The organism is Shewanella sp. GD03713, from assembly GCF_029843705.1.
In the GTDB taxonomy this organism is placed as follows: domain Bacteria; phylum Pseudomonadota; class Gammaproteobacteria; order Enterobacterales; family Shewanellaceae; genus Shewanella.
The window spans coordinates 3,697,554-3,714,315 of the sequence record NZ_JAOCIW010000001.1 but is presented as its reverse complement, the minus strand read 5'-3'; the positions used below and the strand labels follow the sequence as shown (position 1 = coordinate 3,714,315).

The following is a 16,762-nucleotide window of genomic DNA, read 5'->3' as shown; positions in this document are numbered from 1 at the left end:
TTTGCTAATTCCTCAGATAAAGCGGTTTTCTGTAGTTAAACAGACCGTCATTGAGCATATCCGATACGCCTAATGGGCCCGAACCACCGAGTCCTTTGATGACTAAATTCAGGTAAACACCGCTTTCAAATTGCTCGCGCTCATCGATAACGGCCGAACCAATGTTGTCATCGTAATTGGTCTTAATTCGGTAGTGGTAGCTGAGACGAATTGCGTAACAGCATGATTCATACTGGAAACCTGTATAGGTTTCTATGCTGCGGCTCTCGTTGAGGTCGTAGTACCAGTTACCGACAAAATACAGGCTGTCGTTAATCGGCCAGGCACCACGCACACCCGCTTGGGAAATATTCACCAGATCGTTGGTGTTGGAGTTCAATAGATCCGGCACATAACGATAACTGAGCTGCAAGAGTTTATTGGCTTCTGGGCGGAAGTCTAAGGTGACTTCGGTCTTCTTGTTATCGCTCGAGTTGGTGTCGTATTGAATCGCGGCGCCTAAATACCAGTCATGGCTTAAGCGGGTATCTAACTCGGCGGCCAAGACTGAAGTTGATTGATTTTGCTCGAAGAGGTTATCTTCGTAACCCAGCTTACTGTCCTGCAGATAGAGGATCTGACCTAGGCTGAACTTAGTCGCCTCTTGGTTGTGATCGTCGAAGAAACGCGTGGTCACACCGAGCGTGACTTGGTTTGCATCGGCGATGCGGTCAAGGCCTGAGAAGCGGCGGTCACGGAACAGACCGAAGTAGTCGTCCTGTAACTGGGCCGTATCGTAAATGCCTATGCCACGCTGATCTTCATAGCCTACGTACAGATACTGGAACTGAGGTTCGAGTGTCTGGCGGTAGTTTTGATCGAACAGTTCGGTAAAGCGCTCGAAGTTGATTTGACCATTGATCCGCACCTGCGGAATGGTGCGACTCACAGTATCGTCTAAGCCATCGAATCCACTGTTGTTTTTTTCCTGCCAATAGTTGGTTTGCATCAGTTTGACTTGGCTGGTTAACGAACCCGAAGGACCGTGAATTGGTAGCGTCAGGCTAGGTGCCATATGCAAACGGGTGGCGGTATTCATGTCGCTGTCTTGATGGGCGAAGTTGGTCAGCTCTGAGTTAAAGCCAAAGTCCAAGTTATTCCAAAAGTCGGCGGCGCGGTAGTTAAAGTTCACCTGCGGCATCACTTGATAAGGCTTTTCGTCCTCACCCAGCACTTTAATATCTTGTACCCGAGTGCTGATATCCCAATCTCGTTCGAAGTAGCTGACTTCACCAATCCGCGATAATTGGTTATCGGTGGCGCGGTTAACATCAGACTTTAAATCGTTGAAATAGTTGTTATCAGACACTTCGGTAAAGTTAGCGAGTACCCGCCAGTTTTTATCGATGGCACCTTGGTGTTGCCAGTTATAGAGGTAACGATTTGGGCTGCCGCTGATCATCTGGTCGTTGCCCAAATACTCTAAATTCAAGCGACCACTCTGGGCCTCACCCGCGAGATAACGAAACTCTGTCTTGGTGAATAGACCACGGCTAGACATATAGTTAGGTGTAAAGGTGAGGTCGTATTCCGGCGCGATATTCCAATAATAGGGCGCGGAAACTTCAAAACCGTTGGTGGTGCTGGTGCTAAAGCTTGGGTAGAGGAAACCGGTTTTACGTTTATCGGAAACTGGCACCGTCATATAAGGAATGTAGAACACCGGAATATCGGCGACTCTCAGTTTGGCGTTCCAAATCTCGCCCCATTCTTCTTCGCTGTTAATCTTGATTTTTTCTGCTTCGAGCAGCCAAGAAACATTGTCTGGCGGACAAGTGGTGAAGTTAGTGTTGGTTAAGATCAGGTTGTTGTTCATGGTGATTTGCAGCTTTTCGGCATCGCCGTGAACCTGCTGACCATGTAGCCAATACTGGGCACCCTTTAGGGTCGCACGGTTGCTGCGCATTTGTGCCTGCAGTGAATCGGCGGTAACGGTAAAAATACTGTCTTGGAAAACGAGGTTGCCATTGGCATCGAATTGCTCGGTCGCTTGGTCGAGAATCGCTTCATCGGCGGCAATGTGTCTGTCGCCCTGACTGAAGACCACATCACCGGTAAAAATGGCTTGTTTGCCCATTTCGGCGTTGGAGCGGTCCGACACGATACGAATTTTCTCTTGATCGGCGGCGCTCAGGCCGGGTTGAGATACGATACGAGGTACTGGCGGTTCAATGACGCATTGTGACGCTGAGGCTGTGGGAGATTCGTCTGCCAGGACAACTTGCGGTAACAGGCTCAAGGCCAGAAAGTAACGGATCTGCATCTTAGGTCAATAATAATGATTTCTTTGTCTGGACAAGTATCGACGGGGAAAGTTGCAAACTACAAGTGCAACGCAGCAAATAAATCTCTCAATTTCTTAGCTGTTTCCAAATTATATGCCAGCTATAATAAAGCAATTTTTCTATAAGAGCCATGAAATGACCTTATCCGACTCGAGATTTATTTCCCTTAATCAGTGGCTGAACCGTTATTTTTCCTATGATGTGACCCCGATTCTGATTTCTGGTGATGCCAGTTTTAGGCGCTATTTCCGGGTCACGGACCGCGATACGAGCTACATTGTTGCCGATTCGCCGCCCGCCTTAGTGCCTATCGCGCCTTTTATCGCCCTCGCCAGTGCCTATGCGGCGGCGGGACTGACAGTTCCAAAAGTCATTGCCTCCGATGCCGAGCAAGGCTTTATGCTACTGAGCGATCTTGGTGATACTCAGTTGTTGTCTGTGCTGACCGAGGCAAATGTCGCGGACTACTATCGCCGTGCCTTGGCATTATTGCCTCAGGTAGCCTCAGTGGTTGAGAGCCTTGACCCTATCACTGGCAGCACGCAGCCATTGCCTTTATATGATGAGGCATTTGTGCGTCGTGAGTTGGGGATTTTTACCGAGTGGCTGTTAGAAAGACATTTACAGCTCGAACTCAGCCATGAGGAACGCTCTCTGGTTGAAAAGAGCTTTGACCTCTTGGTAGATAACGCCCTCGCGCAGCCTAAGGTAGGGATGCACCGCGATTACCACAGCCGTAACTTGATGCTCAAAGAGGGCGAGTTGTGTGTGATTGATTTTCAAGATGCGGTGCTCGGGCCTGTGACCTACGATGCCGTGTCTTTACTGCGGGATTGCTATGTGCGTTGGCCGCAAACCATGGTGCAGGAATTAATGCAGCAGCATTATCAGCAAGTGCTTGAGTTAGGGCAAATCCCCGCGCAAACAACCTTTACCCAGTATCAAACTTGGTTTGATTTAATGGGATTGCAGCGCCATATCAAGGCCGCAGGGATTTTTGCGCGTTTACACTATCGGGATAACAAGCCCGCCTATATGGCCGATATTCCGTTAACCTTGTCGTACATTGTGGATATTGCCAGCCTTTATCCAGCGCTCATGCCATTTTCCGCTTGGGTGCAATCGCGCGTTGTACCTGCGTTTGCGGCTAAGGGAAAGGGTACTCAGCAGGGAGACCAGCAATGAAGGCCATGATCCTCGCGGCAGGCAGGGGAGAGCGTTTACGCCCCTTGACCGACACGCTGCCCAAACCCTTAGTGCCCGTCCTAGGTAAACCGCTGATTGTGTACCATATCGAGAAGTTGGCCGCGGCGGGTATCGTCGATATCGTAATAAATCACGCTTGGCTCGGGCATAAGCTGGTCGAAACCTTAGGCGATGGTCACGCCTTTGGGGTCAAGATCCAATATAGCGCCGAAGCATCGGCCCTCGAGACCGGTGGCGGAATTAAACAAGCCTTACCTTTGCTAACTGATGGCGACTCGGATGCGCCGTTTTTAGTGCTCAATGGTGATGTGTTTATCGATGCCTTGCCGACGATTGCCCCCTTATTGGATACTGCTATGGCGCATCTATGGTTGGTGCTGAATCCCGAGCAACATCCGAACGGCGACTTTGCCTTGGAACAGGGCCTTGTACGTGAGCAGGGGGAGCAAAAATACACTTTCTCTGGTATGGGTTTATATCGCCCATCATTTTTTGACGGCACGCCGGATGGGGCCTTTGCCCTTGGGCCTTTGCTGCGAGCTAAAATGGCCGATGGCTTGATCACAGGTACACACTTTAACGGACTCTGGTGCGATGTTGGGACGATTGCGCGTCTGCAAGCATTAGAGTCAGCGCTGGCGTAACGGCAAGGCATATCGCCTAACGTTTGGCGTCTTGAGTGAAGGGTTTCACTCGCTATGTCGATTGAGTGACTGAATAAATTATCAAATTGGGAATTAAGATGCGCCTTTGGGGTAAGTTTTTTGGATTTGTTATCGGGTTTATGTTTGGCCGTATTTTCGGTGCGCTACTGGGTTTATGGCTTGGGCATCTCTACGACAAACGCGCCGGTGGTGGTGCCAGTTTTAGTCAGATCTTAGGTCAAGCCAAGAATCGACAGGGGATATTCTTTAACACCACCTTCGCCGTGATGGGCCATGTGGCCAAGGCGTCGGGTCGAGTGACTGAGACCGATATTCGTATCGCGACTATGTTGATGGACCAGATGCGCTTAACGGGTGAAGCCCGTAAAGAGGCGCAGCAGGCGTTCCGTGAGGGTAAAGAGCCGGGCTTTGACCTGCGCAGCAGCCTGCAAGCCTTTCGCGCCGTGACCCAGGGCCGCCAAGAACTGGTGCAAATGTTTATCGAGATCCAAATTCAAACCGCCTTATCGGACGGTGAGCTCGATCCCGCTGAGCATGCAATTCTGATGACTGTGGCCCAAGAGTTAGGTTATGGTCGTGGGCAACTCGATGAATTACTTAAACGTTGGCAAGCGGAATACCGTTTCCACCAGACCTCTAATGGGAATAAAACCTCTATTACCGACGCCTATAATTTGCTCGGTATCAATGCCGAGGCGACGGATCAAGAGGTCAAGCGGGCCTATCGCAAGTTGATGAATGAACACCATCCCGATAAGTTAATCGCTAAGGGGTTACCACCCGAGATGATGGAAATTGCCAATCGTAAAGCGCAGGATATCCAAGCTGCGTACGACAGGGTGAAATCGGAGCGCGGCATGCGCTAACGCTTCGGTTAACGTTGTCGACGCAAGGAATAATAACGACAGATAAGGGATTAAGATGAAATACGTTAACCGATTAAGTGTGATAGCAGGTTTATTACCTCTAACCCTCGCATTACCAACCTATGCCGAACCCGAGCTGTTTGTCGCCCCCTACGGTGGTTACAGCTTTGGTGGTAGCTCTTTCGATATCAATGAACTCGATGCTAACAACTCTGAAACCGATAATAAGCAGAGTGTGGGTATCGAAGAGGCGAGCCATTACGGCATCATGTTAGGGATTGGCACTAACGATCCCGGCAATATTTACCTGCTCTACAGTCGTCAATCCTCCGAGCTGAAAAGCGGCGGTCTGTTTACTCCAGACTTAGTCGCCTCCTTAGATGTGGACTATATCCACCTTGGCGGCACCTTATTCTTCCCAAGTGGCGATTTTCAGCCCTACATTACCGCCAGTGCCGGGGTGACTCGGATGATGCCCGATGATTGGTCAACGGAAACCCGTTTCTCCATGGGCATTGGTGGTGGCGCCGAATACCGCATGACGCAAAACTTCGCGCTGTTTGCGGATCTGCGTGGCTATGCCACTTTTATCGACAGTGACAGCTCACTTTTTTGTAATGAAGACCAATGCCTATGGCATGTGACATCGGATGTAATGTGGCAAGTGCAAGCCAATCTTGGGGTCAAACTCAGTTTTTAATTCTCCTGCTTGATGGGCAAGGCGCAAACGCAGTTAAGAGGTAAAGATGAAAATAGTCGTACTCGATGGTGAAACCTTAAACCCTGGGGATTTAACCTGGCAAGCGGTCAGCGCATTAGGGGACTTTAGTTGTTTTGCCCGCACGCCCTCGACCGAGATTATCCCCCGCGCTCAGAATGCCGAAATTGTGCTCACCAATAAGACGCCCCTCGATGCCAACACCTTAGCTCAATTGCCTAAGCTTAAATATATCGGCGTGCTCGCTACCGGCACTAACGTGGTGGATCTCGCCGCCGCAAAAGAGTTAGGCATAGTGGTCACCAACGTGCCCGCCTATGGCCCCGATGCCGTTGCGCAAATGGTGTTTGCCCATATTTTGCATCACACGCAAGCCGTTGCGGCGCACCATCAAGCCGTTGCCGCAGGACAATGGAGTAATTGCAGTGACTTTTGTTTTACCTTAATGCCGCTGCAATCCCTCAAAGGCAAAACCTTAGGCTTGATTGGTTATGGGGATATTGGCCAGCAGGTCGCTAAACTCGCTTTAGCCTTTGGCATGAAGGTGTTAGTAAATACTCGCACCGAACCCAGGGATTTACCCCAAGGCGTGAGTTGGACATCCCGTGATACGGTATTTAAGGAGTCCGATATTCTCTCGCTCCATTGTCCTCTCACCCCTGAGACAACCGAGCTGATTAATGCCCAAACTCTCGAATTAATGAAGCCGCAGGCGCTACTGATCAACACCGCGCGCGGCGGCTTAATCGATGAGGCTGCGTTGGCGGCGGCATTAACGCAGGGCAAAGTTTTTGCTGGCGTCGATGTTCTCTCAACCGAACCACCGAGTGCGGATAATCCGCTACTCACTGCGCCGAATATCAGTATCAGCCCACACAATGCTTGGGCGACCAAAGAAGCGCGGCAAAACCTATTAAGTATCGCGACGGCAAATCTCAGCGCCTATTTAGCTGGCGATAAAGTTAATTGGGTAAATCCCTAAGGTTTGTGGGTTAGAACGTTTCTTTTGATAAGAGATAATGCGTTTATTCCAAAGTCACTCCGTTGTGTGCTGAAGAGTGCAATATATGGAGTGGATAGTGCCGTTAACGGCATAAAATTGGGGGGAGACGATATTTAAGTGCTGAGTTATAGGTGAGCCATGGTATTCGCTCACCGACGCGCAGCGAGTCCATCCTTGGATGCTCGACCGCCCCGTCCGTGGGGCGGACGGTCGTCTCGCAAACCTCCATGGCTCACCTGCTTAGCATTGGCGTCGCATGTGAGTATTAACAAAGAAATACATTGCATGTTTTGGGACAAAAATGAGTTAGGTTATTAACTCTAACTCGTCATTTTCGGATGAAAATTTCTATGGGCTAACGCCTCAATCAGCCGACGCGTCAGAGGTTGAATGGATTGACTTGTTATGAGTTTTATTGATTTTATCTATGATTCTTTGTGCTTCTTGGATGCCTTGCTGAGATATTTCAAAGAACTCCCAAGTATCTCTTAAGCATAAAGCTAGCAAGTTCGTAGCTTGCTCAAAATATTCTATGGTTTTATCGTCATCAGAAATTGTTCCAAGATAAGCATTACTATCATTAGAGTGAAATTCAATTAATGATGACAAGTTGCCATGGCTATGCAGCGATAGGGCTTTGTAATAACCATTAAATAAGCCTGATAACCCGGCTTTACTAAAACGCTTATTAACCGACAAGTACTTTCCAATTGACTTGTAATGTTCAGCCCTTTCTGTGTTTACACCTTTACTAACTTCATGTAGTTGCCAATAAAGAGATTTCGTTAGCTGCTCCCAGTATGTAGGGTCTGTAATACATGAACTTAAATCCGCGTATGATTCCAGTGCTGTCCTTAGAATTATAGGCGCACTTGAGATTCGATTTTGATTGAGCAGCAACACTGTATCGAGGCAAAGCTCACTAATTCGTGTTGCCAGTATAAGAACATATTTTTCTTGGAGCGTGCTGTACTCGAGCCCATTAAATTCAGACTCTCTTAGCTTTAAAAGTATCACCCAATCTTCAACAGTATTCATACTCTCCCGATTGATTGAATGGTTAGCCATTTGTGAATGTTCCTGAAATTCTCCAAATAGTTGCTTGGTGGTCTTCAAATCTACCACCAAGTTCTAAGCCTGATTTTACAGCCGAAATTTTCAGACCCGCATTAATTCCAAAATCATCTTCATATGCAACTGATAGTGAGAACTCGCGAAGACCATGTTGAATTCTTCCCTTAGCAATTGATTGCCATGTTGGCTCATGTTTGTACCAAGCAAGTTGATCTGGTATTGAGGGGGTGGTATGTCCATCTAGTGTCGCCTCATATAAAATTGATGATGAGATTTTAGATGTATTGTGTGCAGTTGCACTGAGATTGCCAGTGGGTGTAGAAACTGCCAATTCTCCGCAAAATTCATGTGACCAACCACGAATATGTTCAACTTTAATTTTATTAGCACCCAAACTCATTAAAATATCAATAGCTTCTGAAAATTTGTGCTCAAAAGCCATTCTGTGAAATGATGCCATTGCATAATAGACATCGTCATCTGCTGGATGCGCAACATATAAAACACCATTGCGAGGATGCCCAGGGGGGAAAGCTAAGCCTGAAGATTCTGACTTCTTAATGTAAGTTGCATTGAATCCATTTTGTTTTAGTTTTTCCAAAGCCTTGTATGCATCTATTGCCATGGTGAAAATGTTTGTCTTAATTGCAAACTTCATTGCAAGGATGGCAGCCTCTTTTAAGCTAGTGTCCTTGTTTTCTTCGATTATCTCTTCTTCGAATTTTCGGATTGAATCAACAAAATCATCAGGCATTACAACAATTAATTGTCGTTCTGCATAATTATCAGAATTAATGCTGGTTGTACTCATTGAGTTATCCTAATTAGGGGCAAATACACGTAGGCTAAAATTGGAGCGAAGCGACTGAGCCTACGTGTATTTGTCTCAGCTCGCGGGCGACTACAGTGGTTAGTTAGAAGACGATGTTTCTACTACCTTTGGTTGCTCAAAAGCTAAAATCGAAACACACTCGTTTAAACCAATAATTAGATATTCCTTTGGCTGATATAGCTTACCCGTAACGAAGTGATCTCTAGTTTTTTCCAGAGCATTCGGTGTTTTTCAAGATAGTTGTCACTCTTTGTTTAAATATTAAGCTGCATTTATTACGCCTTCTTCTGGTGCCTTATCTGGGTTGAGTGTTACAGCGCCAACCGCTTCACAATTTCTGATCTCTGTAGACCAACGCATCGGTTTTCTTTCCTTCGCCGCCTCAAGCACTTTCTTGCGCTTCGCTAAAATAGCGCCATCTTGCAGTGCATGACGTTGCCCTGGTGAGACAAAATTTAGCTGGCTGTGTTTATGCTCATCGTTGTACCAGGTTACAAACTTTTCCACCCATTCTCTTGCTGTTGCTAAGCAGCTAAAACCTGATGCCGGCCACTGTGGGCGGTATTTCAACGTTTTAAATAACGACTCTGAAAAGGGGTTGTCATTACTCACCCGCGGCCGACTTAATGATGCCGTAATACCAAGCTCTTCCAGCTTGGCTTTCATGGTCAGTGACTTCATCGGCGCCCCATTATCAGAATGCAGCACTAATGGCGTGTTAAAGCATTGCTCGCGTAACAGACAGCGTTGGATTAGCGCAGCGGCATATTCCCCACTTTCTTGCTCATGAACTTCGTAACCCACTATTTTTCTACTGTAAATATCTTCAAACAGGTACAAATAGTAGAACTGGCCTTTGACGATTGAGGCTAAATAAGTGATGTCCCATGACCACACTTGATTCGGCCCATCTGCCCGATAACTCAACGGTTTGCTTCGATTGACCGCAGCCTGAGTGCGGCCACGATGGTTAAGTTGACCATGAGCATTTAACACTCTGTAGAAGCTGGATTCCGAGGCGATATAAATCCCGTTATCTAATAATGTTGGCACAATTTGCGACGGGGGTAAGCTGGCGTACTCCGCTTGATTGCACACACTTAATATCTGTTGTCGCTCATGTTCTTCGAGTTTATTTGCTGGCTCTGGTCGAGCTGCTGTTGGCCTTAAATCAGCTTGCACTTGACCTTCTCGATACCAACGTCGATAGGTACGCTTACTGAGGCCCGTTTCAGCACAAGCCTTATAAAGGCGAGCACCATTGGTATAGGCCTCTTGGATTAAGGCAATCAATGCTATGCGCTCAGGCAAGGGGGTTAGCTCTCCTCGCTGTCGTCCCCCCAGAGCGCATTGAGCTTTTTTCTGAGCACCAGTAACGCAGCAGCTTCAGCCAGCGCTTTCTCCTTATAGCGCAATTCCCGTTGCAGCGATTTGATTTCGGCTTTGTCAGCCTTAGCCTGCTGTTTAATGGTTTTAGTTTGTACTTCTGAGGTTTGAAAACCAGCTAAACAATCCTGTTTCCACTGCTGTACTTGCTCGCGGAACAAGCCCTTTTCACGGCAATACTGGTTTATCTCCGCTTCCGACAGCGGCGCTGTTTCAATAATCACGGCAAGTTTTGCTTCAGCCGACCAATCATCGGCTGTTAATGTTTTACCTGGCACGGGGCGACCTTCTTTTCTGGCAATATCTCGCCAATGATACAAGGTTTGCACCGCGATGCCTTCTTCCCGAGCGACCTCTGCGACCGTTAAGTTGTGAGGAGGTAATAATTTTTTAAGGATCGCTTCTTTACGTTCTGGTGAATACCGAGCCATATCGTTCTCTTTTGCCGCACCCTGTCTTTAAACATAATGATTATTTAGGGGTGACAACAATCCTGACACAGGGGGCATTCCAGCCACCGTCGATTACTTCAAAACACCAACCAGTTTTTAAGTTACATACACTCCAATACTCGCCTAAATCACCTTCATTAAGCACTCTGAAACCATAGATAGCATCGAAATGAACTTTTATACTCCAACAGTTCGATTTAACAGCAATGGTTAAGCATTCTTTGTCGAATGTAATTTCGTCAATGTCTACTGTTGTGTCTGATTCGAAATCAGTCTCTACTTTTACAACCTTAGGTTCGTATATCATCACTAGTCTTCTAACATTTTATTCGTGCACATACGCGTTTATCATGTTAGGCAAGTGAAAACGCACACAGTTAACTATCTGTATGTAATGAACTTATCAGCATTTTGCTAAATTCACCATCTGGAAAAACGCGCATGCGCGTTTCCCAAACCTGTTGTCTAACCCATTGTGTTTATAGTTTCATGATTTTAATTATATTTATTCATATTGGAATGTGAAAACGCGCACGAAGTTGGGATAAAAATCGTGATAACTTCAATATGACTGTCCAGCTTTTAGGCATTTCAAAGAAGGGCAACATTTGAGTGAAATGGATGAAAATTTGTAGGCGAGAAAGTCTGCGTTTGACTCCGCCACAGATAACGAGTTAACTCGTTTTGGGGCATTAGCTTTTTAGCCAAATGAACAGTTCGATGTTCGTAAAGATTGGCATTGTTGCAACAGTGACCGTTGGCGGCATGGATGCCGCCGTCGAGCCTATAGGGACATATTCACGGCGTGTCACTGGGGAAACAGTGGCAATTCCTCCTGCATACCTAATGACAAATTATCAGGCAGTTAGCTTTAGCACCTTTCTTTGGGCATAAAAGAAAGGCGCTTTATGTTTTTACTGTTTACGCTTTCTTCTGCGCCACGCGTAAGCGCCGAGTAGGGCGGCGATGATGGCGAAGCTAACGGCCACGGGCTTTTTCAGTTTGTGGTAAATCGCATTCCACTCGGCGATTTGGTTGGCCTTTTCCCGTTCGACGGCGCGGTCAAAGTCTGGAGTTTCACACTGCGTACCAAAATTCTCGGCCCAAGGCACAAAGGGGCCGTTGGCGACGTATTTTTTATAGTAGCGGCGAGCGAGTTCATCATCGCGATATAACACCCAACCTGTGGCTTGGCACAATAGCGCGGCATAGGCTTGGCTGTTGTGGGGCACGAGATCGGCAGCCTTGTTTGCTAGCTCGGCGGCTTGGTAACGATAGTGGAAGCGTTTGTCGGGAATCGCTTGGCTGGCACTGATGCGTTGCTGCTCTTTATCGCTGAGCTTATCCGCTGCATACCAATCCCTTAGGTCGAACATCCCAGCGTAAATCGAATAATCCGGCGCTAATTCAAAGCCTAAGATTTCCATACCTTGATGACGCGCGAGTTCGGCGGCAGACCAATAGGCGCGGGCGCTTTCAATGCCCTTGCTATTCTTGGCTGTGGTCAGCGCCTTGCCATACTCCAGCACGTTGGCGTTGAGTGTGGGATCACTGAAATAAACAGGCGCTTCGGCAATGGCGCCTTCACGCAGCAAGCGGCGACCGAGTAAGTAACGCAGGCGATTGTTGAGTGGCTCGACACTGTCGTACCAATCGCTGTCCTTGGGATACTCGAAATTCATTACCGGCACATGCTCGTCAATAAACAGCTTAAGCTCGGCGGTAGTGAGCACGCGCTCGGCCACATAGGCGATATCCTGCCAATACTCATCGCCACTGGCGAACAGTTGGCTTAGGGCATCTATATATTCGCCACGTTCGAGGGATAGCACGCCCTGCTCGGCGCGAATACGGCAATAGGTGGCTTGCTGGGCATCGGCGTCGATGGCCTGTTGTTGGGTATCCTTAGCATTTAAATGCTCAGTGCCTGAAGTCGCATCGGTTGGAAAGTGATGCACTGCTTGGGCATAGGCATTAGCCGCTTGGGCTTGATCACCCTTTTGCAGCATAAGCTTCGCCGTGAGCCACCAAGTTAAGCCGCTCGGTTTGGCGAGTGCCAGCATGCGCTCGGCGCTGGCATAGTCACCCAGTTGATAGTAAATCGCCGCTAACTTATCGCCCTGGCTCAGCACTACACCATCGGTTGGGAATACGGTGAGGATTTCGGCAACCTTTTGGCCCATGTCCATCAGTTGTCCGTCGAAGGCGAAATCATTAGCGCTGCTCTGCCAGTAGGCAATAAGCAACTGTTGCACACTCGGTTGCTGCAATAATGGTTTTAGCTCATTGATATTTTTAGACATTAAGCTGCGGCTTAACATCAGCAACGAATCATAACCGCTACTGTCACCCTGCACCGACTGGGTGGCATAGAGTTCAATAACCTTATCTAAGGTGGCAGGATTTAAGGCTACATCTATTTTAGGCGGCTCATATTCCCCACGAGTGACTTCAATTTGAGCTTGGCCTTGATGCAGCAGAATATAAGCTTGCTCGCCAAGGCCAGCTAAGCTTAAGCGCAGCGGATCGGCGGCGCCTTGGGTTACCTCAGTTTGTAGTTGCTGCAAGTAAGCATTGGCTTGAACAAAATGGCTACTATCGCTGGCGGTTTTGCTCTTTATCAGCTCGATACGAGACAAGCTATACAGCGCCCACAGGCTGCGACCTGCGCGCTCACTGTCAGGTAGGGCGATGACTTTTTTAAAGTAATCGCTGGCTTTATCGTACTCTTTGGCATCAAACGCCATGGCGCCAAGGCTGTACCAGGTTAAGGCGGGCGCTAAGGTCTCTTTTAACTGCGCGGCGATTTGCTCGGCCTCTGCTAAGCTTTGCGCATCACGCAGGCTATTGACTAGCGCGAGCTGAGCCTCGGATAACTCGCTGTTTTCATAGGCGCGAGTCTGGGAAAGATAGCGACTATGCACTTCGTCCCAGAGGTATTCCTGCGCCGCAGGTTCATCTTGAAACTGCCAAGCCAGTGGTTTAGCTAAACCGCTAAGTTGTTGGCTAAAACTGGTTTGCGGTAAATAGCTTAGGTTATTTTGCCTGTCTTGGGTTAATTGCAGCGGAAAGTCTGGGCCACAGGCTAACAGTGCGGGGGAAAACAGACTTAAGCCAATCAGACTGGTTTGTTTTAATTTGGTTTTCCAGCGAGGGAGAGGATTCGCTGATAATGAATGTGGCTTATGGCGCATAAATTCCCTGTAAATGTAATGACTCACAACGTGCCCAACCGATAACTCTACGCCCGTTTGGGCTTAGCTCGACCGCTGAGATTAAATTCGGCGCAAACTGCGAGGAGGCAGGCTCTGCTGCGCGCTCCGTTGAGGTGGCTTGCGGTAACTGCCACACTAATGTTCCTTGGGTTAATTTGGCTTGATAACCGTTTTGCGCATCATACCCGCTGCACGCCTGCGCCGCTAGGGACAACTGGCCCGGCAACTTGCCCGCAATATTGCCCTTATTGACTAACACCAGTTGAAATAAGCGGCTTCTGGTCGCCTCATGCTGGGCTGGCTCAGTATTGCTCTGGTTTAAGATTTCTAGCTCAATCTGCGGGGCGAGTGGTTGCTGCTTGGCGACCGCAATCAGGGTCGAGAGTGGCAAAACCCGTTTATCCCCTTCGAGGGGCAATCGAAACCAAATCATCCCCTTAAGCTTGGGGTCGGCAAAAGTGTGCAGTTTTTTAACGAAGGACTGCAATACCTGTGGATCGGCCATCAGTTCCTGCCGTGCGAGATGCTGTGAAGATGCCGTGTCAGCCAATGGCATTCGCATCGGCACTTCACTCTCCACCCGATAACCCGATGTCGTGCTATACACCGCCGAGCCATAAGACGGCAGGGCGATGAGATAGGGCACCTTGGCTAACCGTGACAGCTGCTCGACCCATTGCCAGCCTTGCGCAGCATCGAACAACCCTAAACGTGGGTCGCTGACACTGTGAATTTGCAGTACCAGCTCATCGATATTGTCAAATAGCGGCGGAAACTCTGGGCTGCTCAACCAAGCGGGCAATGAGGTTATACTGAGTTTAAGTGTATGGGGTAATTGGCTTTTTAACTCGCGTAAAAAAGCGTTATAGGCCGCGAGTTTACTGCTGGCGCTATCGTGGTCGATTTCAATTCCCGCAAGGTTAGTACCCTTTGCCTGCCAGTCTTGAATGAGTGCGAGGATTTTTTGGATAACTTCTTGATTATTAAAACGCGTTAGTTGGCCATCTAATCTTATTACCGCCACTTTAGGGCGAGGATCGGCCTGTAACCAAGCATGGTTGACCTGCACTTCAAACCAGATATCCGCGCCATTGGGTTTGGGATGGGCTTGTAACGCAAGAATGCGCACGCCATTAAATGTGCTTTGGCTTTCGACCAAGGCGCTTTGATTGGCATCGCGCCATTGCCGCTGCCACACATACACCTCTTGGCTTAATTCACGCGGGGCGGAGGTGTCTGTTTTTATGCTCGATGTATTTTGATTTGCTGGCTGACAGGCACTCAGGAAAACTAAGCCAAAGGATAATGCCAGTAGCTGGGATAACCTGAGCAAAAGTGAAAGGGTGCTATGTATCGCTTGCAAGGATTTAGAGCGCCTAGGCTCAAAGTGCTTGGACTGAAAGCGTCTAGAGTGAAAGCGCTTAGAGTGAAAGAGAGTGGAATAACGACTGCGTAAATCCATGGGATAAGAGTAAAAAGCCTAGCGTGGGACATGCCAAATAGAGGACTACTATGCCTCAAAACCACCTTGGATTGCATCAGGCTTTTGCATTAGACGCGAAATCAATTTGAGTAGGAGTGGTATGGCGGTTAACTCGGCTTAAACGCCTTAATAACGCGCCCAGCAATAGTGCTGGGCGCGGTGCTGATCACGGTACTAAACATTAAGGTATTGGCGACAAGTCGTTAAGCATTCATGCCTAGAAAATCACTTTTACCTTAGATGCACTATCCAACGCTTTGTTGACTGCGCTTTCGATATCCTTATCGCGGGCGAGGGCCACCCCTAAACGGCGTCGACCATCGATTTCAGGTTTAGCGAATAATCTGAGCTGAGTATTTTCCGCCGCCAATGCATCGGCAAGACCTTGATAGCGAATGTTTTTCGATTTGCCTTCCACCAATACTACCGCCGAGGCGCTGGGGCCATGTTGGTGGATATTCGGAATGGGCAAACCAAGAATCGCCCTAACATGCAGTGCAAACTCGGATAAATCTTGGCTAATTAAGGTGACTAAACCGGTATCGTGCGGACGAGGCGAGACTTCAGAGAAGTAGACATCACTCCCTTTCACAAACAGCTCGACCCCAAATAAGCCGTAGCCGCCGAGGGCTTCGACCACTTTGCTGGCGATTGCTTGGGATTTTGCTAGCACGTCGGCCGACATGGCTTGAGGTTGCCATGACTCGCGGTAGTCGCCGTCTTCTTGTCTGTGTCCAATTGGTGCGCAGAAGTGGATGCCATTCACAGCGCTAATGGTTAGCAGGGTAATTTCGTAATCGAAGGGGATAAAGCCTTCTACAATCACACGGCCACTACCCGCGCGGCCGCCTTCTTGGGCGTATTGCCAGGCTTTGGCGCTTTGGGATACATCACGGATAACACTTTGGCCCTTGCCCGATGAACTCATCACGGGTTTGACCACGCAGGGTACGCCAATCTTGCCAATGGCTTGATTAAACTCGGTTTCAGTGTCGCAGAAGAAATAGGGAGAGGTCGGTAGACCTAAGGTTTCGGCGGCGAGGCGACGAATACCTTCTCTGTCCATGGTTAGCTGAGTCGCGCGTGCGGTCGGCACGACATTGAGGCCTTCGGTTTCCATCTCGACCAAGGTCTGAGTGGCGATGGCTTCAATTTCGGGGATCACTAAGTGGGGCTTTTCTAGCTCGATAATGGCGCGAAGCGCTTTAGCGTCGAGCATATTGATCACATGGGAGCGATGGGCAATTTGCATGGCAGGGGCATTAGGATAACGATCGACGCCAATCACTTCAACACCTAAGCGTTGGAGCTCGATGGCGACTTCTTTACCTAGCTCACCGCAGCCAAGCAACATGGCGCGTCGAGCGCCCTCTGTGTAGGGAGTTCCTATCATGGTGTGGGTACCTTTTTATATTGGGATAATTGACGCCTTTAGACGTTCTTGGGCCATAGTCTACCCCGATTGGCGCTAAAGCATGAGACTGAAATTAACAACTGTGTTTTCGATCAAGCTATTTAAGAGCGATTAGTGCTTGGGC

At 48.5% G+C, this 16,762-nt stretch carries 13 protein-coding genes; 5 read left to right on the top strand and 8 right to left on the bottom strand.

Annotation, left to right across the window (positions count from 1 at the left end; translation table 11 throughout):
* Positions 1-4 precede the first annotated feature (4 nt).
* Positions 5-2,302: an LPS assembly protein LptD gene (lptD, locus tag N5E87_RS16305; protein ID WP_011718027.1), complete on the bottom strand. Its 2,298-nt coding sequence runs from the start codon at positions 2,300-2,302 to the stop codon at positions 5-7.
* A gap of 115 nt (positions 2,303-2,417) precedes the next feature.
* Between lptD and N5E87_RS16300 the strand changes: the two genes are divergently transcribed.
* The 5 genes from N5E87_RS16300 to N5E87_RS16280 all read left to right on the top strand — a co-directional run bounded on the left by N5E87_RS16300 (position 2,418) and on the right by N5E87_RS16280 (position 6,761).
* Positions 2,418-3,509, top strand: a complete 1,092-nt coding sequence (locus N5E87_RS16300; RefSeq protein WP_279775415.1) for a phosphotransferase — start codon at positions 2,418-2,420, stop codon at positions 3,507-3,509.
* A complete protein-coding gene (gene murU, locus N5E87_RS16295; RefSeq protein WP_279775414.1) occupies positions 3,506-4,174 on the top strand; it encodes an N-acetylmuramate alpha-1-phosphate uridylyltransferase MurU in 669 nt (222 codons plus the stop codon). Before N5E87_RS16300 ends, murU begins: the two co-directional genes overlap by 4 nt.
* 98 nt (positions 4,175-4,272) lie before the next feature.
* Positions 4,273-5,061, top strand: coding sequence for a co-chaperone DjlA (gene djlA, locus N5E87_RS16290; RefSeq protein ID WP_249556077.1), 789 nt, complete (start codon positions 4,273-4,275; stop codon positions 5,059-5,061).
* Positions 5,062-5,116: 55 nt separating this feature from the next.
* Positions 5,117-5,761: an outer membrane beta-barrel protein gene (locus N5E87_RS16285; protein ID WP_279775413.1), complete on the top strand. Its 645-nt coding sequence runs from the start codon at positions 5,117-5,119 to the stop codon at positions 5,759-5,761.
* Positions 5,762-5,807: 46 nt separating this feature from the next.
* Complete coding sequence (locus N5E87_RS16280) at positions 5,808-6,761, top strand: D-2-hydroxyacid dehydrogenase (protein ID WP_279775412.1); 954 nt, start codon at positions 5,808-5,810, stop codon at positions 6,759-6,761.
* Positions 6,762-7,145: 384 nt separating this feature from the next.
* Here the strand turns inward: N5E87_RS16280 and N5E87_RS16275 are convergent, their stop codons facing one another.
* The 7 genes from N5E87_RS16275 to purT form a co-directional block, all read right to left on the bottom strand.
* The gene (locus N5E87_RS16275; protein ID WP_279775411.1) at positions 7,146-7,850 is read right to left on the bottom strand and encodes a DUF5677 domain-containing protein; all 705 of its coding nucleotides are present in this window, start codon (positions 7,848-7,850) and stop codon (positions 7,146-7,148) included.
* On the bottom strand, positions 7,843-8,667 hold the full coding sequence (locus N5E87_RS16270; protein ID WP_279775410.1) for a hypothetical protein: 825 nt from the start codon (positions 8,665-8,667) through the stop codon (positions 7,843-7,845). Before N5E87_RS16270 ends, N5E87_RS16275 begins: the two co-directional genes overlap by 8 nt.
* A gap of 282 nt (positions 8,668-8,949) precedes the next feature.
* Positions 8,950-10,505, bottom strand: a protein-coding gene (locus N5E87_RS16265) for an IS3-like element ISSpu6 family transposase (RefSeq protein WP_086937296.1) whose coding sequence is annotated in 2 segments (ribosomal slippage) — positions 8,950-10,043 and positions 10,043-10,505 — 1,557 coding nt in all. Because the reading frame shifts where the segments join, the coding sequence is not laid out codon by codon here.
* A gap of 40 nt (positions 10,506-10,545) precedes the next feature.
* The gene (locus N5E87_RS16260; protein WP_279775408.1) at positions 10,546-10,833 is read right to left on the bottom strand and encodes a hypothetical protein; all 288 of its coding nucleotides are present in this window, start codon (positions 10,831-10,833) and stop codon (positions 10,546-10,548) included.
* A 607-nt stretch (positions 10,834-11,440) separates the two neighbouring features.
* The gene (locus tag N5E87_RS16255; protein WP_279775407.1) at positions 11,441-13,720 is read right to left on the bottom strand and encodes a tetratricopeptide repeat protein; all 2,280 of its coding nucleotides are present in this window, start codon (positions 13,718-13,720) and stop codon (positions 11,441-11,443) included.
* A complete protein-coding gene (locus N5E87_RS16250; protein WP_279775406.1) occupies positions 13,710-15,203 on the bottom strand; it encodes a DUF3142 domain-containing protein in 1,494 nt (497 codons plus the stop codon). The genes N5E87_RS16255 and N5E87_RS16250 overlap by 11 nt, the downstream gene beginning before the upstream one ends.
* A gap of 238 nt (positions 15,204-15,441) precedes the next feature.
* On the bottom strand, positions 15,442-16,617 hold the full coding sequence (gene purT / locus N5E87_RS16245) for a formate-dependent phosphoribosylglycinamide formyltransferase (RefSeq protein WP_279775405.1): 1,176 nt from the start codon (positions 16,615-16,617) through the stop codon (positions 15,442-15,444).
* Positions 16,618-16,762: the final 145 nt, after the last annotated feature.

What these genes read in the sequence shown, in the direction of transcription:
- purT (WP_279775405.1), bottom strand. Translation starts at nt 16,617, where the DNA reads ATGATAGGAACTCCCTACACAGAGGGCGCTCGACGCGCCATGTTGCTT.
- N5E87_RS16275 (WP_279775411.1), bottom strand. Translation starts at nt 7,850, where the DNA reads ATGGCTAACCATTCAATCAATCGGGAGAGTATGAATACTGTTGAAGAT.
- murU (WP_279775414.1), top strand. Translation starts at nt 3,506, where the DNA reads ATGAAGGCCATGATCCTCGCGGCAGGCAGGGGAGAGCGTTTACGCCCC.
- N5E87_RS16255 (WP_279775407.1), bottom strand. Translation starts at nt 13,720, where the DNA reads ATGCGCCATAAGCCACATTCATTATCAGCGAATCCTCTCCCTCGCTGG.
- N5E87_RS16250 (WP_279775406.1), bottom strand. Translation starts at nt 15,203, where the DNA reads ATGGATTTACGCAGTCGTTATTCCACTCTCTTTCACTCTAAGCGCTTT.
- N5E87_RS16285 (WP_279775413.1), top strand. Translation starts at nt 5,117, where the DNA reads ATGAAATACGTTAACCGATTAAGTGTGATAGCAGGTTTATTACCTCTA.
- N5E87_RS16280 (WP_279775412.1), top strand. Translation starts at nt 5,808, where the DNA reads ATGAAAATAGTCGTACTCGATGGTGAAACCTTAAACCCTGGGGATTTA.
- N5E87_RS16260 (WP_279775408.1), bottom strand. Translation starts at nt 10,833, where the DNA reads ATGATATACGAACCTAAGGTTGTAAAAGTAGAGACTGATTTCGAATCA.
- djlA (WP_249556077.1), top strand. Translation starts at nt 4,273, where the DNA reads ATGCGCCTTTGGGGTAAGTTTTTTGGATTTGTTATCGGGTTTATGTTT.
- lptD (WP_011718027.1), bottom strand. Translation starts at nt 2,302, where the DNA reads ATGCAGATCCGTTACTTTCTGGCCTTGAGCCTGTTACCGCAAGTTGTC.
- N5E87_RS16300 (WP_279775415.1), top strand. Translation starts at nt 2,418, where the DNA reads ATGCCAGCTATAATAAAGCAATTTTTCTATAAGAGCCATGAAATGACC.
- N5E87_RS16270 (WP_279775410.1), bottom strand. Translation starts at nt 8,667, where the DNA reads ATGAGTACAACCAGCATTAATTCTGATAATTATGCAGAACGACAATTA.